Origin of the sequence: Pseudonocardia petroleophila, assembly GCF_014235185.1 — a bacterium.
GTDB classification, from domain to species: domain Bacteria; phylum Actinomycetota; class Actinomycetes; order Mycobacteriales; family Pseudonocardiaceae; genus Pseudonocardia; species Pseudonocardia petroleophila.
Genome location: NZ_CP060131.1, coordinates 1,768,238 through 1,784,622 on the forward strand (window position 1 = coordinate 1,768,238; position 16,385 = coordinate 1,784,622).

16 protein-coding genes and 2 pseudogenes are annotated in these 16,385 nt (G+C 75.3%); 5 read left to right on the forward strand and 13 right to left on the reverse strand.

Annotated elements, in window-relative coordinates:
* Positions 1–44: 44 nt before the first annotated feature.
* From H6H00_RS08900 to H6H00_RS08910, 3 genes are all read right to left on the reverse strand, one after another.
* Entirely contained in the window at positions 45–296 is a 252-nt protein-coding gene (locus tag H6H00_RS08900; protein WP_185720828.1) for a hypothetical protein, read from the reverse strand.
* 81 nt (positions 297–377) lie between these two features.
* Positions 378–1,589 carry an acetyl-CoA C-acetyltransferase gene (locus H6H00_RS08905; protein ID WP_185720829.1) on the reverse strand — a complete coding sequence of 404 codons (1,212 nt, stop codon included), beginning with the start codon at positions 1,587–1,589 and terminating at the stop codon, positions 378–380.
* Positions 1,589–2,041 (reverse strand): MaoC family dehydratase, encoded by a 453-nt coding sequence (locus H6H00_RS08910; RefSeq protein ID WP_185720830.1) that lies wholly within the window; start codon positions 2,039–2,041, stop codon positions 1,589–1,591. Before H6H00_RS08910 ends, H6H00_RS08905 begins: the two co-directional genes overlap by 1 nt.
* A 113-nt stretch (positions 2,042–2,154) precedes the next feature.
* On the opposite strand from H6H00_RS08910, the gene H6H00_RS08915 reads away from it, so the two are divergent.
* A complete protein-coding gene (locus H6H00_RS08915; protein WP_185720831.1) occupies positions 2,155–3,063 on the forward strand; it encodes an ATP-binding protein in 909 nt (302 codons plus the stop codon).
* Positions 3,064–3,065: 2 nt separating this feature from the next.
* Here H6H00_RS08915 and H6H00_RS08920 read toward each other — a convergent pair whose 3' ends face one another.
* Positions 3,066–4,073 carry an NADP-dependent oxidoreductase gene (locus H6H00_RS08920; RefSeq protein ID WP_185720832.1) on the reverse strand — a complete coding sequence of 336 codons (1,008 nt, stop codon included), beginning with the start codon at positions 4,071–4,073 and terminating at the stop codon, positions 3,066–3,068.
* Positions 4,074–4,129: 56 nt separating this feature from the next.
* Here H6H00_RS08920 and H6H00_RS08925 point away from each other — a divergent pair, with 56 nt between their 5' ends.
* Positions 4,130–4,906, forward strand: a complete 777-nt coding sequence (locus tag H6H00_RS08925) for a transglutaminase family protein (protein ID WP_185720833.1) — start codon at positions 4,130–4,132, stop codon at positions 4,904–4,906.
* Positions 4,907–4,933: 27 nt separating this feature from the next.
* Here H6H00_RS08925 and H6H00_RS08930 read toward each other — a convergent pair whose 3' ends face one another.
* Together H6H00_RS08930 and H6H00_RS08935 are read right to left on the reverse strand one after the other, a co-directional pair.
* Entirely contained in the window at positions 4,934–5,509 is a 576-nt protein-coding gene (locus H6H00_RS08930; protein ID WP_185720834.1) for a DUF1353 domain-containing protein, read from the reverse strand.
* Positions 5,506–6,387: an aldose 1-epimerase family protein gene (locus H6H00_RS08935; RefSeq protein ID WP_185722273.1), complete on the reverse strand. Its 882-nt coding sequence runs from the start codon at positions 6,385–6,387 to the stop codon at positions 5,506–5,508. Before H6H00_RS08935 ends, H6H00_RS08930 begins: the two co-directional genes overlap by 4 nt.
* Positions 6,388–6,486: 99 nt before the next feature.
* On the opposite strand from H6H00_RS08935, the gene surE reads away from it, so the two are divergent.
* Positions 6,487–7,287: a 5'/3'-nucleotidase SurE gene (surE, locus tag H6H00_RS08940; RefSeq protein ID WP_185720835.1), complete on the forward strand. Its 801-nt coding sequence runs from the start codon at positions 6,487–6,489 to the stop codon at positions 7,285–7,287.
* A gap of 47 nt (positions 7,288–7,334) precedes the next feature.
* Positions 7,335–7,511 (forward strand): hypothetical protein, encoded by a 177-nt coding sequence (locus H6H00_RS08945; RefSeq protein WP_185720836.1) that lies wholly within the window; start codon positions 7,335–7,337, stop codon positions 7,509–7,511.
* Positions 7,512–7,544: 33 nt separating this feature from the next.
* On the opposite strand, the gene H6H00_RS08950 is transcribed toward H6H00_RS08945, so the two are convergent.
* From H6H00_RS08950 to H6H00_RS08975, 6 genes and pseudogenes are all read right to left on the reverse strand, one after another.
* Positions 7,545–7,934, reverse strand: a complete 390-nt coding sequence (locus H6H00_RS08950) for a hypothetical protein (protein ID WP_185720837.1) — start codon at positions 7,932–7,934, stop codon at positions 7,545–7,547.
* Positions 7,935–7,953: 19 nt separating this feature from the next.
* On the reverse strand, positions 7,954–9,402 hold the full coding sequence (locus H6H00_RS08955) for a fused MFS/spermidine synthase (RefSeq protein ID WP_185720838.1): 1,449 nt from the start codon (positions 9,400–9,402) through the stop codon (positions 7,954–7,956).
* A gap of 54 nt (positions 9,403–9,456) precedes the next feature.
* On the reverse strand, positions 9,457–10,605 hold the full coding sequence (locus H6H00_RS08960; protein ID WP_185722274.1) for an acyl-CoA dehydrogenase family protein: 1,149 nt from the start codon (positions 10,603–10,605) through the stop codon (positions 9,457–9,459).
* Between the two features lie 2 nt (positions 10,606–10,607).
* Positions 10,608–12,488: pseudogene (locus H6H00_RS08965) on the reverse strand (acetyl/propionyl/methylcrotonyl-CoA carboxylase subunit alpha); the annotation flags it as partial.
* Between the two features lie 379 nt (positions 12,489–12,867).
* A pseudogene (locus H6H00_RS32800) lies at positions 12,868–13,170 on the reverse strand (alcohol dehydrogenase catalytic domain-containing protein); the annotation flags it as partial.
* The gene (locus H6H00_RS08975; protein ID WP_185720839.1) at positions 13,167–14,333 is read right to left on the reverse strand and encodes a pyridoxal phosphate-dependent aminotransferase; all 1,167 of its coding nucleotides are present in this window, start codon (positions 14,331–14,333) and stop codon (positions 13,167–13,169) included. The pseudogene H6H00_RS32800 and the gene H6H00_RS08975, both read right to left, overlap by 4 nt.
* Before the next feature lie 91 nt (positions 14,334–14,424).
* Here H6H00_RS08975 and H6H00_RS08980 point away from each other — a divergent pair, with 91 nt between their 5' ends.
* Positions 14,425–15,681: a multidrug effflux MFS transporter gene (locus H6H00_RS08980; protein WP_185720840.1), complete on the forward strand. Its 1,257-nt coding sequence runs from the start codon at positions 14,425–14,427 to the stop codon at positions 15,679–15,681.
* Here H6H00_RS08980 and yczE read toward each other — a convergent pair.
* Positions 15,675–16,301 (reverse strand): membrane protein YczE, encoded by a 627-nt coding sequence (yczE, locus tag H6H00_RS08985; RefSeq protein WP_185720841.1) that lies wholly within the window; start codon positions 16,299–16,301, stop codon positions 15,675–15,677. The two genes, H6H00_RS08980 and yczE, sit on opposite strands and share 7 nt — an antisense overlap.
* Between the last annotated feature and the right edge of the window lie 84 nt (positions 16,302–16,385).

Here is a 16,385-nt window from a genome sequence, read left to right on the forward strand (position 1 = left end):
ATGTACCCGGGGCCGGGTGTTCGGCAACCCGGTTGCGGTGTGACCTACCCCGTCGTGAGCAGCGCCGACCCGGCCTCGGTGAGCCGGGCGGGCGCCAGGGGCACGCGGGGGTCGGGGGTCTCGACGAGACCGCTCTCGACCAGGCGCCGCGCCACCGACCAGTCGGCGCACGCCAGACCGTCGACGAGCAGCACCGGCTCGCAGCCGCCGCGGAACTGGCAGCGGCCCGCCGCCACCGCCCGCAGCAGCGCCCGTTCTCGTCCGCTGACCGTGATCCGGACCGGCGTGTCCGTCATCCCCGACTCCCCTGCGCTCGACGTGCTACAGGATGAATCGGTTACCGCCGTCCGGGTGTTTCAGATGCGGACATCCGCCGTTCACACGCGGGCGAAGACCGCCGCCAGTCCCTGGCCCCCGCCGATGCACATCGTCTCCAGGCCGTAGCGCGCGTCGCGCCGGACCATCTCGCGCGTGAGCGTGGCCAGGATGCGGCCGCCGGTGGCCCCGACGGGGTGGCCGAGCGAGATGCCCGACCCGTTGACGTTGACCCGGTCGAAGTCGGCGTCGGTGAGCTTCCACTCGCGCGCGCAGGCCAGCACCTGCGCCGCGAACGCCTCGTTGAGCTCGATCAGGTCGATGTCGGCCAGCGTCAGCGACGCGGTGTCCAGCGCCTTCGCGACGGCCGGGACGGGCCCGATGCCCATCGTCGCGGGCGCCACGCCGCCGACGCCCCACGACACGAGGCGCGCGAGCGGGCGCAGGCCCAGCTCCGCGGCCTTCTCCGGCGTGGTGACGACGCAGATCGACGCACCGTCGTTCTGCCCGCTGGCGTTGCCTGCGGTGACGGTGGCGTCGGGGTCGCCCTTGCCGAGGATCGGGCGCAGCCCGGCGAGCTTCTCGACCGAGGAGTCGGCGCGGATGTGCTCGTCGGCGTCGACGACCACGTCCCCCTTCCGGCCCGTCACGGTGACGGGCACGATCTCGTCGGCGAACCGGCCGGCGTCGCGCGCCGCGGCCGCCCGGTGGTGGCTGCGGACCGCGAACTCGTCCTGCTCCTCGCGGGGTATGGAGTACTCCCGGCGCAGGTTCTCCGCGGTCTCCAGCATGCCGCCGGGCACCGGGAAGTTCACCCCGCCCGCCGTGACGCGGCCGCGCGCGAGCGAGTCGTGCAGCATCACGCCGGGGCCCGCCTTCGCCCCCCAGCGCATCGACGTCGAGTAGAACGACGCGTTCGACATCGACTCCGCGCCGCCGGCCAGCACGACGTCCGACGCGCCCGCCTGCACCTGCATCGCCGCGTAGAGCACGGCCTGCAGGCCCGAGCCGCAGCGGCGGTCGAGCTGCAGGCCGGTGACGGTGACCGGGAGCCCGGCGTCGAGCGCGGCCACGCGCCCGATGGCCGGGGCGTCCATCGTCGGGTAGCAGTGCCCGAGCACCACGTCGTCGACGGCGTCCGGGGCGAGCCCGGTGCGGTCGAGCAGGCCGCGGATGACGGTGGCGGCCAGCTCGTGGGCCGGGACGTCCCGCAGGGAGCCGCCGAAGCCGCCGACCGGCGTCCGCAGCGGCTCGCAGATCACCGCGTCGCGCATCAGACGTACCGGCGGGTGAGCCACTCGGCGACGAGCGCCGGGCGCTCCGATCCCTCGATCTCCACGGTCACCTTCGTGGTGACCTGCACGCCGCCGTCGACGTCGGAGACGTCGGTCAGCTCGACGTTGGCGCGCACCCTGCTGCCGACCGGGACGGGCGAGGTGAACCGCACCTTGTTGAGGCCGTAGTTGACGCCCATCCTCGTGTTCTCGACCGCGAAGACCTTCGCGACGAGCGAGGACAGCAGCGACAGGGTGAGGAAGCCGTGCGCGATCGTCGTGCCGAACGGGCCGTCCGCGGCCTTCTCGGCGTCGATGTGGATCCACTGGTGGTCGTCGGTGGCGTCGGCGAAGGTGTCGATCTGCCCCTGGTCGATGGTCACCCACTCGCCCACGCCGAGCTGCGTGCCCTTCGCCGCCCGCAGGTCGTCCACTCCGTCGAAGACGCGCATCACCGCTCCTGATCTTCTCGCCGTCCGTTTCCGCGCTCACCCTGCCACGCTCCGCACTGCTGTGCGGGGTGGCGGCGGTTACTGTCCGCCGGGGCGAGTCGGCGGGGGGTGCGATGGACAGCGGGGCCACCGGTGTCGTCGACCACCTGGCCGTGCCCTACTCCGGGGTCGAGGAGCTGGCCGCCCGGCTCGAGCCCGCGCTGAGCGGCGCCCTCGCGGCGGGCGACCCGGTGCTCGCGGTGCTGGCAGACGCGGAGCGCGACGCGGTCAGCGCGCTGCTCGGGTCCGACGCCGCACGCGTCGACTTCGCCGATCCGGCGCGGGTGCACGCCGTCCCGGCGTTCACCGTCGCCGTGCGCTGGGCGCGGCTCGCGCGCCAGGCCGTCGCCGGCCGGGTGCTGGTGATCGGGCAGCACCTGACGCTGCCCGACGTGGGGGCCGAGCACTGGGCGCGGCTCGACCTCGCCATCGACGTGGCCATCGAGGGCCTGCCGATCACGGTGCTGTGCGCCTGCCCCGACACCGACCCGGCGATCGGGCGGACCCACCCCCAGCTGCTCACCGCCGACGGCCCGCGCCCGGGGCCCGGCTACCGGCCCCCGCCCGAGGCGCTCGTCGAGTACCCGCCGCCCCCGCCGCCGGACCTGGGCCCGGCCGACGCCGAGCTGGCGTTCCGGATGGCCGACCTGCCGACGGTCCGCCGCCGTGTCGCCGCGGCCGGCGCCTCCGCCGGTCTCCACGACGACCGCGTCGACGACCTGGTGCTCGCCGTCAACGAGCTGGCCACCAACAGCGTCGAGCACGGCCCGGGGTCGGCCCGGCTCCGCCTGTGGGCGACCCCCGGGTCGGTCGTCGCGGAGGTGACCGACCGGGGCCGGATGAACGTGCCGTTCCCCGGGCTCGTGCGCCCGCCGTCGACGGGTGCGCGCGGGCGGGGCCTGTGGCTGGCGTCCGAGCTGACCGACGTGCTGCAGGTGTGGAGCGACGACGACGGCACCGTCATCCGCGTGCACACCGAGTAGGGCTACTCGCCGATCTGCAGGATCAGCTTGCCGGTGTTCTCGCCGCGGAACAGCCGCAGCAGCGTGTCCGGGAAGTCGGCCACGCCCCCGCGCACCACGTCCTCGCGGCTGCGCAGCTTCCCCTCGCGCAGCCAGCCGCCCAGCTCGACGGCGGCCTCGGCGTAGCGGTCGGCGTAGTCGAAGACGACGAAGCCCTCCATCCGCGCACGGTTGACCAGCAGGGACATGTAGTTCGCCGGTCCGGCCGGGCGGTCGGTGGCGTTGTAGGTGCTGATCGCGCCGCAGACCACCACGCGGGCACCGAGCCGCAGCCGGGCCAGCGCGGCGTCGAGGATCTCCCCGCCCACGTTGTCGAAGTACACGTCGATGCCGTTGGGGGCGTGCGTGCGCAGGGCCTTCCCCACGTCCTCGGTGCGGTAGTCGATCGCCGCGTCGAAGCCCAGCTCGTCGACGATCCAGGCGCACTTCTCCGCCCCGCCCGCGATCCCGATCACGCGGGCGCCCTTCAGCTTCGCGAGCTGCCCGACGACGCTGCCGACCGCGCCGGCCGCGCCCGACACCACGACGGTCTCGCCGTCGCGCAGCGCGCCCACGTCGAACAGGCCGAAGTAGGCGGTCATCCCCGTCATGCCGAGCACGGCGAGGTAGGTGGGCAGCGGCACCACCGACGGGTCGACGACGGTCACGCCGCCGCCGTCGGACTCCGCGTACTCCTGCACCCCGAAGATGCCGGTGACCCACGCGCCCTCCGGGAAGTCGGGGTGCCGCGAGGCCACGACCTGCCCCGCGCCGAGCGCCCGCATGACCTCCCCGACGCCCACCGGCGGCACGTAGGAGCGGCCGGCGTTCATCCAGCCGCGCATGGCCGGGTCGAGGCTCAGGTGCGTGACCCGGACGACGAACCGGCCGTCGGCGGGCTCCGGCACGGGCTCGGTGGTGTGCTCCCACACCTCGGGCGTCGGGAGGCCCTCGGGACGGGCGGCGAGGCGGACCTGGTGGTTGTCGGTCATGGACCCTGTCTACCCGGCCGCTCGACTCCCGGCGGTCCGGGGCGCACGATGGACCCGTGGACGCCGTGCAGCGGTTCGGTCGGGTCGTCGCGGCCCCCGATCCCCCGTTGGACCGGGCCGCGCTGGCGCTCGCGGCCGGGGCCCAGCCCGACCTCGACGTCACGCGCTGGCTCCGCGAGCTCGACCGCCTCGCCGCGGGCGTCACCTCCGTCGACGGCCTGCTCCACCGGCTGTTCGTCGAGGAGGGGTTCGGCGGCAACGTCGGCGACTACACCGATCCGCGCAACTCGCTGCTGCACCACGTGCTGGGCCGCCGCCTCGGCATCCCGATCACGCTCGCCGTCGTGACGATGGAGGTGGGGCGCCGGGCCGGGGTGCCGATGGAGGGCGTCGGCATGCCCGGGCACTTCCTCGTCCGCCCGACCGGGACCAGCCGCTACCTCGACGTGTTCGCGGGCGGCGTCGAGATCAGCGGGGCGCGGTGCGAGGAGCTGTTCCGCGGGGCGACGGGGGCGGGGCCCGAGATCCCGTTCGGCCCGCACCTGCTCACCGCCACCCCGACCCGGGCGATCCTGGTGCGGATGCTGGAGAACCTGCGCGCGGTCTACGGGGCCCGGCGCCGGCCCGGCGACCTGGAGTGGGTGCTGCGGATGCGGCTGCTGCTGCCGGGCGTCCGGCTCGCCGACGTGCTGGAGCTCGGCGAGGCCCTGGGCGACCAGGGCCGCTGGCTGGAGGGCGCGAAGCTGCTGGAGGACCGGGTGCCCGCGGCGTCGGCGGCGCACGCGGAGCGCCTGCGGACCGCGGCGAAGAGCCTGCGGGCGCACCTCAACTGAGACGCGCGGTGACCGCGACGGGGCCCGTCAGGTGCGGAAGCCCGGGTCGGGCCGGTTGACGGCGCGGTCGCTGTCGGGGCGCAGCAGGCGGCCCACCAGCAGCACCGGCCAGACCAGGAACTCCAGCGCCCCGAACAGCACCAGCCCGACCACGATCGCGACGGCGGGCAGCGCCACCACCGGCAGCGCGACGAGCGTGACGGCCAGCACCGCGGGCAGGTCGCGCAGCCAGCCGGCGCGGCCGTCGCGGTCGGTGAGCGAGCCCAACCGCACCGCGGCCCACATGAACCAGCGCAGCAGGAACGGCACGCCGAGCTCGCGCATGGCCCGGCGGAACAGGCCGTCGGCGTCGACCGCGCTGATCCGCCCGGCCGGCCGCTCGACCCGCACGAGGTGGTCGTGCAGCACCGCGGCCGCGGTGTAGCGGCCGAACTTCGGGACCAGCCAGACGAACACGCGCGGCACCGAGGCGAAGTCGGTGAGCGTGCCCCGCGGCACCACGAACCGCTCCGTGCGGCCCTGGTAGACCAGCTCCTCCTCCAGGGTCCAGTCCTCGGCGGTGGCCTGCCGGACGAGGACCTCGGGCCCGGTCAGGAACGTCATCGCGGCGAGATCCCCCAGCGGCCCGTCCAGGTCTCCCCCGGCCCCACGACCAGCAGCCCGGTCCCGGAGTTCAGCGCGTCGGGCGGGCACGTCATCGGCTCGACGGCCACGGCGCGGCCGCGGCCGGGGTGGTCGTCGGGGGTGAAGACCTGGACCCAGCCGAAGTCGGGGTCGGCCCACAGCTCGACGTCGCCGTCGGGACCGGAGAGGCGGTGGCGCACGAGGTCGTCGCCGTCGGCGGGCACGCAGCCGCCGAAGGCGTGGTCGAGCTCGGCGCCGCGCAGCGCGATCTCCGGCGGCGGCACGGGCGCGGCGGGCGCGACCGGCAGGCCCCCGCCGAGCGGGAGCGCGGTGGTGGCGGCGAGGTGCAGCGTGCAGTCGTCGGTGTCGGCGGCCCCGGCGCGCAGGTAGGGGTGGGCGCCGACGCCGAAGGGCACCGCGGCCGTCCCGACGTTGGTGACGGCGTGGGTGACGGTCAGCCCGCCCGCGTCGACGGCGTAGCGCACCGACGTCGCCAGCGGCACCGGCCAGCCCGGCTGCGGGGCGACGACGGCGCAGAGGGTGACGGCGTCCGGCGACTGCTCCTCGGGCCGGTAGAGGGTGTGCCGGAGCAGCCCGTGGATCGCGTTGCCCGCGGCCGGCTCGGACAGGGCGAGCTGCTGCGGCCCGCCGTCCCACAGCCACTGGCCGCGCGCGGTGCGGTTGGGCCACGGCACCAGCACGCAGCCCGCGCCGCGGGGCGGGCGGGAGTCGACGTCGAAGGTCTCGACGTAGGGGCGGTCGTCGACGGAGAACGCCCGCAACCCCGCCCCCACCTCGGTGACGACGGCCCGCGCGGTCCCGGAGCGGATCTCGAACTGCTCGCCCGTCGGCGGCATCGGCTTGATCACGCCGGGAGGGTACGGGACGGGGCGGGTCCCGGGTGAGCGTCGTCGCGGCGCCACCCCCCGGCCACCTCCCTCGCCTACCGTGCAGGGGTGGCCTCCTCGCGACGACTCCCGGCATCCGGCCTCAGGGCCCTGATCACCAACGACGACGGGATCGACTCCCCGGGGCTGTGGGCACTCGCCGCGGGCGCCCGGGACGCGGGGTTCGAGGTGACCGTCGCCGCGCCGCACGTCGACGCGAGCGGGGTCGGCGGGTCGGTGCTGGCCGTGCGCGAGGACGGCCGGGTCCGGCTGCACCCCCGCGAGCTGCCCGGCCTCGACGGCGTGCCGGCCTACGCGGTGGAGGGCCACCCCGCGTTCATCGTGCACTCGGCGGCGCGCGGCTGGCTCGACCCGGCCCCGGACGTCGTGCTGTCCGGGATCAACCTCGGCTCCAACGTCGGGCGGGCGGTGCTGCACTCGGGCACGGTCGGCGCGGCGCTGACCGCCGGGATCCACGGCTGGCGCGCGCTGGCGGTCTCCCTCGACACCGGGTGGGACCCGCCGGAGCGCCCGCGCTGGGACGCCGTGCGGCACGTCCTGCCCTCGGTGCTCGACATCCTGCTCGCCGAGGACGAGGCCACCGTCCTGAACCTCAACGTGCCCGACCGCGCCCCCGAGGAGCTGGGCGAGCTGCGCGAGGCGACGCTGGCCCCGTTCGGGGCGGTGCAGGTGCGGGTCGACCACCGCTCCGGCGACGACGGGCACGCGCTGCACATGACCTTCGGCGGATCGACCCCGCCGGAGCCGGGCACCGACACCGCGCTGCTGGTCGAGGGCCACCCCACGCTGACGCGCCTGGAGTCGATCAGTGCCCGGCCCGGCGTGCGGGCTGGGGCTGCTGTGAACTGAGTGACCCCGGTGACGATGTGGTGTGCGTCACAGGGCATGATCTCACGATGCGTGACGGTGAGAGCAGCGCCGAGTGGTGCACCCACTTCGCCAGGACGGTGGCCGACGAGATCCGCACCGGGGTCCAGTGCGGGGCCCTGACCTTCGGTGAAGCGGATCAGCTGCTCGCCCGCATGCGGGTGCTGCTCGAGCAGGCGCTCGACCTGGCGCCCCAGCCGATCTGACGGCCCAGGAGATCTGACGGCCCGGCCTGACGCTCAGTGCTCGTCGGCCCCGGTCAGCGCGTGCTCCATGCGGTCGGCGACACCGACGACGAGGTGGAACGAGCGGTCGAAGCCGTCGAGCGCGGTGTCGCCGAGCGGGATCGAGTGCCGGAACAGCACCAGCCCGTTCTCGACGACCAGCCCGCCGGTGACGGGCTCGGCCGCCATCTCCAGCGCCTTCGTCAGGTCGATCTGGCCGGGCCGGCCCACCGGTGAGGTGATCTGGGCCCACGGGTGCGCGTCCTCGCCGGTGACGAGGCGGACGGCGACGATCTGCGTCCGCTCGCCGGTGGTGGGGAGGTTGAACCACAGCTCGCCCTCGCGCTGGCGCATGATCTCGTAGCGCACCCGCACGAAGGACCCCAGGTCGTCCCAGCTCGCCATGCCCGGGACCGTACCGCCACTACGTCTGCAGCTGGTCGACGGGAGCGCGGTCGTCGGTGAGCACCGGGGCGTCCTGCGCGAGCGCGCGGGTGGCGGCGTCGTCGAGCAGCGAGCCGGGTTCCCCGCGGGCGGCCGCGGCGGCGGCGAGCGCGCCCAGGTCGGGGGCCCGGTCCGAGGCGACGAGCACCGCGTTGCCCCCGCCGCCGGGCGTGAGCTGGTCGGGGCGCACGAGCAGGGCGACGGTGACGAACCGGCCGGCGACGGTGGCGGTCTCGGCGGCGAGCAGGGCGCGCGGGTCGCGGTCGATGATGTTGAGGACGTAGAGGCCGCCGGGGCGCAGGACGCGCCGCACCTCGTCGACGAACTCGGTGGTGGCCAGGTGCCAGGGCACCGAGCGGGCCCCGAACGCGTCGCCGACGACGAGGTCGGCGGAGCCGTCGGGCAGCGCGGCCAGCGTGGTGCGGGCGTCGCCGACGCGGATGTCGACGTCGGGGATCTCGTCGACGCCCAGCTCCCGGCGCCCGAGGTCGACCACCCCCTGGTCGACCTCCAGCACCGTGGACGTGGAGCCCGGGCGGGTCGCGGCGAGCCAGCGCGGCATCGTGAACCCGCCCCCGCCGACGTGCACCGCGCGCAGCGGCGCCCCGGCCGGGAACGCGGCGTCGATCGCGTCGCCGAAGCGCTGCGTGTAGGCGAACTCCAGGTGCGCGGGATCGGCGCGGTCGACGTAGGAGTGGCGCAGGTCGTCGAGGACGAGGACCTGCGCGCTCGCCCGCTCCGGGTCGGCGTCGACGCGGGCGCAGTAGTAGACGGTGTCGGCGTCGCAGCGGCCCGGCACGGCGACCAGCGCGACGGCCAGCAGCACGGCCGCCACGCCGCCGCGGGTGAGCGCCGAGCGCCGGGCGTCCTCGACGACGAGCAGGGCCAGCACCAGGCAGGCCGCGGCGGTGATCAGCAGGATCGCCGTGACCGGCAGGAACGTGACCAGCACGAACCCGGTGAGGAAGGTGCCGGCGAGCGACCCGATCGTGCCCGCCGCCGACAGCTCCCCGATCACGCTGCCCGAGCCGTCGACGGTCGTCAGGCGGGCCCGCGTGATCGCCGGTGTGACCATCGCCAGCGCCGTGACCGACACCAGGGTCGACGCCGCGACGAGCAGGATCGCGGCGACCGGTCCGGGGCCGAGCACCGGCCCGAGCAGCCGCACCAGCGGCCGGACCGCCAGCACGCCGAGCCCGCCGGCGGCGAGCGCCCCGGCGGCGACGCGCCGCGGCGGGAACACGTCGGCCCACCGCCCGCCGAGCGACGCCCCGGCCGCGATGCCGGCCAGCGCGACGCCGATGACCGCGGTCGTCGACTCCAGCGTCAGCCCGACGTAGGGCGCGACGAGCCGCGTCGCCAGCGTCTCGACGACGAGGATCGCTGCGCCGCTGACGAGGACGACGAACCGGGCGAACCGTGCATTCACCCGTTCATCCTCGCCGGTCGCCCCGACACCCGCGCAGCCGGGCGGGACTCCCGGTCAGAGGCCGAGCTGACGGGCGATCAGCATGCGCTGCACCTCCGAGGTGCCCTCGCCGATCTCCAGGATCTTCGCGTCGCGGTAGAAGCGCCCGACCGGGTACTCGTTCATGAAGCCGTACCCGCCGAAGACCTGGGTGGCCGCGCGCGCGTTGTCCATCGCCGCGTTGGAGGAGACGAGCTTGGCGATCGCCGCCTCCTTCTTGAACGGCTCGCCCTTGAGCATCTTCGCCGCGGCCGCGTAGTAGGCCAGGCGCGCGGTGTGGGCGCGCACCTCCATGTCGGCGATCATGAACGCGACGGCCTGGTAGTTCCCGATCTTCTGCCCGAACGCCTCGCGCTCGTGGGCGTAGCGCACCGACTCGTCGACGCAGCCCTGGGCCAGCCCCACGCTCAGGGCCGCGATCGCGACGCGGCCCTCGTCGAGGATGGAGAGGAACTGCGCGTAGCCGCGGCCGCGCTCGCCGACGAGGTTCGCCGCGGGCACGCGCACGTCGTCGAAGAACAGCTCGCGGGTGTCGGAGCTGCACCAGCCGACCTTCGAGTACGGCTTCGCGACCCGCAGCCCCGGCGTCCCGGCCGGGACCATGATCGCCGAGATCTCCTTCTTCCCGCCGTCGCGCTCGCCGGTGATCGCGGTGACGGTGATGACGCTGGTGATGTCGGTGCCGGAGTTCGTGATGAACGCCTTCGACCCGTTGATCACCCACTCGTCGCCGTCGAGCCGGGCGGTGGTGCGGGTGGCGCCGGCGTCGGAGCCGCCACCGGCCTCGGTGAGCCCGAACGCGCCCAGCTTCTCCCCCGCCGCGAGCGCCGGGAGCCACTCCCGCTTCTGCTCCTCGGTCCCGAAGCGGTAGATCGGCATCGCGCCCAGCGAGACGCCGGCCTCCAGCGTGATCGCCACCGACGAGTCGACGCGCGCGAGCTCCTCCAGCGCGAGGCACAGGGCGAAGTAGTCGCCGCCCATGCCGCCGTACTCCTCGGAGACGGGCAGCCCGAACAGGCCCATCGCCCCCATCTTCGCGACGATCTCGTACGGGAACTCCTCGCGCTCGTAGAGGTCACCGATGACGGGGGCGACCTCCTTGCGCGCGAAGTCCTCGACGGTGGCGCGCAGCGCCTCGTGCTCCTCGCTGAGTGTGAGGTCCATGGTCATTCCTCTCCGAGCGGTTCGACGATCAGGAGCGCGGCGTCCCGCGCGACGGTGGCGCCCGCCGTGGCGCGGAGCTGCCGCACCGTGCCGTCGACGGCGGCGGTGAGGACGTGCTCCATCTTCATGGCCTCCACGACGACGAGCCGGTCGCCCGCGGCGACCCGCTGGCCCTCGGTGACCTCGACGACCGTGACCGTGCCGGGCATCGGCGACAGCACCGGCCCGCCCGCCCCGGCGTCGGCCTCGGCGGCCGCGTCGAGCGGGGCCTGCTCGCGCACGGCCCAGGTGCGCCCGTCGCGGCCGATCCACAGGGTGTCGCCGGCGCGGGCGACCGCGTAGGTGCGGGTGACGCCGTCGACGGCCACCACCACCCCCCGCGGGTCGCCGGTCCTCCGCCCCCGGGTCGCGACCGGTGCGGCGTCGCCCACGGCCACCTCGGCCGCGGTCGCCCGGCCGCGCACCCGCACGTCGACGGGGTCGTGACCGGCGACGGCCATCCGCCACGTCGTCCACGCGGGCTCGCCGACGCGCCAGCCGCCCGGCACGTCGAACGGGTCGACGACCGCGCCGGTGGGCTCCAGCTCCAGCAGGGTGTGGACGGTAGCGGCGGCGAGCACGTCGTCGGGCAGCTCCGCCCGGGTCCAGTCCTCGACGCGGCGCCCGACCAGACCGGTGTCGAGCCGGGCGGCGCGCACGTCGTCGTCGGCGAGCAGGGCCCGCAGGAAGCCGATGTTGGTGCCCAGCCCGAGCAGGACGGTGTCGCGCAGCGCCGCGTCGAGCCGGCGGACCGCCTCCGCGCGGTCGGCCCCGTGGGCGATGACCTTGGCCAGCATCGGGTCGTAGTCGGACCCGACGACGCCGCCCTCGGCGATCCCCGCGTCGACGCGCACGCCGGCCGGGGGGACCCAGCGCAGGACGTCGCCGCCGGTGGGCAGGAAGCCCGCGGCGGGGTCCTCGGCGTAGACCCGGACCTCGATCGCGTGCCCGTCGAGCCGCACGTCGTCCTGGGTGAGCGGGAGCGGCTCGCCCGCGGCCACCCGCAGCTGCAGCTCGACCAGGTCGAGCCCGGTGACCAGCTCGGTGACGGGGTGCTCCACCTGCAGGCGGGTGTTCATCTCCATGAAGAAGAACTCGTCGGGCGCGTCGGCCCCCACGATGAACTCCACGGTCCCCGCGCCCCGGTAGCCGCACGCCCGTGCGGCCTCGCAGGCCGCCTCGCCCATCGCGGCGCGCTGCGCCTCGGTGAGCAGGGCGGAGGGGGCCTCCTCGACGATCTTCTGGTGCCGCCGCTGCAGCGAGCACTCGCGCTCGCCGAGGTGGATCACGGTGCCGTGGTCGTCGGCGAGGACCTGGATCTCGATGTGCCGCGGGGTGGTGACGAGCCGCTCGACGAGCAGCGTGTCGTCGCCGAAGGAGCCGCGGGCCTCGCGGCGGGCCGCGGCGATGGCGTGGTCGAGGTCCTCGGCCCGGTGCACCTCGTGCATGCCCTTGCCGCCGCCGCCCGCCGACGGCTTGAGCAGCACCGGGTAACCGACCTGCTCCACGGCCAGCGCGAGCGCGGCGTCGTCGAGGCCCGACCCGTCCGAACCCGGGACGACCGGGACGCCGGCCTTCGCGACCGTCTGCTTGGCGCGGATCTTGTCGCCCATCGCCTCGATCGCCGGGGCGGGCGGGCCGACGAACACGATCCCCGCCTCCTCGCACGCCGCGGCGAACGCGGTGTTCTCGGACAGGAAGCCGTAGCCGGGGTGGACGGCCTGCGCGCCGGTCGCCCGGGCGGCCGCGATCACCTTCTCGATCGACAGGTAGCTCTCGGCGGCCGCGGCGGGCCCGATCCGGACGGCGACGTCGGCCGCGGTGACGTGCGGGGACCCGGCGTCGCAACCGGGAGCGGTCGTCGAGCAGTGCGGCGACGGTGCGCAGCGCGGCGCCGCCCACGAGGTCGAACACCGCGTCGACGGGCCCGACGGCGCGCACCCGGTCGAGCACGCCGTCGCCGTAGACCACCGGGACCGCCCCGAAGCGGCGCAGCAGCGACTGCTTGGCCGCGCTCGCGATGCCGACGACCGCCAGGCCGCGGGCCACCGCGAGCTGCACCACGGCCACCCCGACGCCGCCGCCCGCGCCGTTGACCACCAGCGTCGCCCCGGCCGGGAGGTCGAGGCCGGTGAGCGCGTCGTAGGCGGTGCCTGCGGCGACCGGGAGCACGGCGGCGTCGGCCGGCGAAACGCCCTCCGGGCGGTGCGCGGCGAACGACGCCGTGACCCGCGCCAGCGGCGCCCAGCCGCCGACCATGCCGGGGCAGCCGCCGAACACCTCGTCCCCGACGGCGAACCCGGTGACGTCCGGGCCCAGGCCGACGACCGTGCCCGCCACCTCCCGCCCCAGCACGGCGGGCGGCTCGACGCCGTAGGCGCCCTCGCGCAGCCGCCAGTCGCCCGGGTTCACCCCGGCCGCCCGGACCCGCACGAGCAGCTCGCCCGGCCCCGGCTCGGGCTCGGCGACGTCGAGGAACGCCTCGTGCTCCGGCCCGCCCGCGGCGGTGAACCCGTAGGCCCTCACGCGGTCGCCCCCAGCGCGGCGGGCAGCCCGGCGAGCCGGGAGACCGCCTCGATCAGCACCTCGTCGCGCTTGCAGAAGGCGAACCGCACCAGCGTGCGGCCCAGCTCCGGGTCGGCGCAGAACACCGACACCGGCACCGCGGCCACCCCGACCAGCTCGGGCAGCCGCCAGCACAGGTCCGCGCCGTCGGTGACGCCCAGCGGTGCGACGTCGGTGACGACGAAGTACGTGCCCGCCGAGGGGTACACGGTGAGGCCCGCCGCGCGCAGCCCCTCGGACAGCAGGTCGCGCTTGCGCTGCAGCCCGGAGGCCAGGTCGGAGTAGAAGGAGTCGGGCAGGGCGAGCGCGGCGGCGATGGCGGGCTGGAACGGCGCCCCGCTGACGTAGGTGAGGAACTGCTTCGCCGCGCGCACCGCCGCCACCAGCTCCGACGGGCCGTGCACCCAGCCGACCTTCCATCCCGTGACCGAGAACGTCTTGCCCGCCGAGGAGATCGTGAGCGTCCGCTCGGCCATCCCGGGCAGCGTCGCCATCGGCACGTGCGCGTGGCCGGCGAAGACCATGTGCTCGTACACCTCGTCGGCGACGACGACCGCGCCGAACTCGGTCGCCAGCGCCCCGATCTCCGCGAGCTGCGCGGCGGTGAGCACCGTGCCGGTCGGGTTGTGCGGGGTGTTGACCAGGACGACCCGCGTGCGCTCGGAGAACGCCGCGCGCAGCTCGTCGGGGTCGAACCCGAACGACGGCGGCCGCAGCGGCACCGCCCTCAGCACGGCGCCGGCCAGCGCGACCGTCGCGGCGTAGGAGTCGTAGTAGGGCTGGAACGTGACCACCTCGTCGCCCGGGTCGCACAGCGCGAGCACCGCCGCGGCGATCGCCTCGGTCGCCCCGGTGGTGACCAGCACGTCGTCCGGGTCGACCGACAGGCCGTGGAAGCGGCTCTGGTGCTCCGCGACCGCCGACCGCAGCGCCGGGATCCCCGGGCCGGGCGGGTACTGGTTGAGCCCGCCGGTGATGTTGGCCGCGGCGTCGGCGAGCAGCGACGGCGGTCCGTCGGTGTCGGGGAAGCCCTGGCCGAGGTTGATCGCCCCCGTCCGCAGGGCCAGCGCCGACATCTCGGCGAAGATCGTGGACGTGAACGGTCGCATCCGCTCGACCAGCATGGTCGCACGGTAACCCGCCGCACCCTGTGCGCGCCGTCACACCCGTCGACGAACGGGAACAACGCGCCCGCCGTCGTTCCTTGACCGCTCAGTGACGACTACCCCCGATCGTGTCGAGCTGAGCACGGCCCCCGACCGGGGCCAGCGGCTGCGGCTGATCGTCATCCTGGGCGCGCTGATCGCGCTCGGCCCGCTGACGATCGACATGTACCTGCCGGCCCTGCCGACCATCACCGCCGAGTTCCTGACGACGAGCGCCACGGTCCAGCTCACGCTGACCGGAACGCTGATCGGGCTCGCGCTGGGCCAGCTCATGATCGGCCCGCTGTCCGACGCGTTCGGCCGCAAGCGCCCGCTGCTGTTCGGCACCGGGCTGCACGTCCTCGCGTCCGTGCTGTGCGTGATCGCGCCCAACGTCGCGGTGCTCGGGGGCCTGCGCGTGCTGCAGGGCGTCGGCGCGGCGGCGGGGGCCGTCATCGCGCTGGCGATCGTGCGCGACCTCTACACCGGCCGCCCGGCCGCCACGATGCTCTCCCGGCTGATCCTGGTGATGGGCGTGGCGCCGGTCGTCGCCCCGACGCTGGGCGGGGCCCTGCTGTCGGTCACGTCGTGGCGCGGGGTGTTCGCCGCGCTGGCCGTGTACGGCCTGGTCCTCGTCCCGATCGCGTACCGGCTGCTGCCCGAGACCCTGCCGCCGGCCCGGCGCCGCACCGCGGGCGTCGCGGGCACGTTCCGTGACTACGGCGCCCTGTTCGGCGACCGCGCGTTCGTGGGGCTCGTGATCGTCGCCGGCCTCGCGATGTCGGCGCTGCTCGGCTACGTCTCCGGGTCGTCGTTCGTGTTCCAGCAGCAGTACGGGCTCGACCAGCAGCAGTTCGGGCTGGTCTTCGGGTCCGGCGCGATCTGGCTGATCGCGGCCACCCAGGCCAACCCGGTGCTGCTGCGCTGGTTCGACCCCCGCCAGATCCTCACCGCCGCCGTGGCCGCCGGGGCCGTCGCGGGCGCGGTGCTGGTGACCGTCGCCGCCACCGGGGCGGGCGGGCTGGTCGGGCTCCTCGTCGCCATGTGGGTCGTGCTGTTCACCGTCGGGTTCGCCCTGCCCAACGCCCCCGCCGTCGCGCTGTCGCGGCACGGCGAGGCCGCCGGCACCGCCGCCGCCCTGCTCGGCGCGGTCCAGTTCGGCATCGGCGCGGTCATCTCGCCGGTGGTCGGGGTGCTCGGCAACGACGCGCTCGCGATGGGCACCGTCGTCGCGGGCGGTCTCGTGCTCGCGCTCGTCGTGCTGCTCACGGTCGTGCGGCCGTGGACGCTGGCCGACGTGGAGTCCGACGCCGTCGCGGCTCACTGACGCCGGGCCCCCACCACCAGGTGGGGCAGGAAGGCCTGCGTGAGCGGGCCGATGGCCAGCGCGTAGAGCACCGTGCCGACGCCGACGGTCCCGCCGAGCAGCCAGCCCGCGGCCAGCACCGTGACCTCGATGCCCGTCCGCACCAGCCGCAGCGAGCGCCCGGTGCGGGCGGCGAGGCCGGTCATCAGGCCGTCGCGCGGGCCGGGGCCGAGTCGCGCCCCGACGTAGGCCGCCGACGCCAGCCCGTTGAGGACGATCCCGGCGGTCATCAGCGCGATGCGGGCGGCCAGGCCGTCCGGCGCGGGGACCAGGGCGAGCGCGACGTCCACGGTGACGGCGATGACCAGCACGTTCGCCACGGTCCCGACGCCCGGTCGCTGGCGCAGCGGGATCCACAGCAGCAGCACCACGACGCCCGTGATCGCGGTGATCAGCCCGAACCCCAGCCCGGTCTGCTCGGTCAGCCCCTCGTGCAGCACGTCCCACGGGTTGAGCCCGAGCGTCGCGCGGATCTGCATCGCCATCGAGGTGCCGTACAGCGCGAGGCCGGCGATCAGCTGGGCGAGCCGCCGGACCGGGTCCTGGGTGACGGGCAGGGGGCGGAGCTCGATCGCGGCCATGCGTCCATCGTCGCCGGTGCGGACCGATCGACCATGGCCAATCCGGCCCGGGTGGCCCCGCGGGCGGTCCGTGGCGCCGGGGGC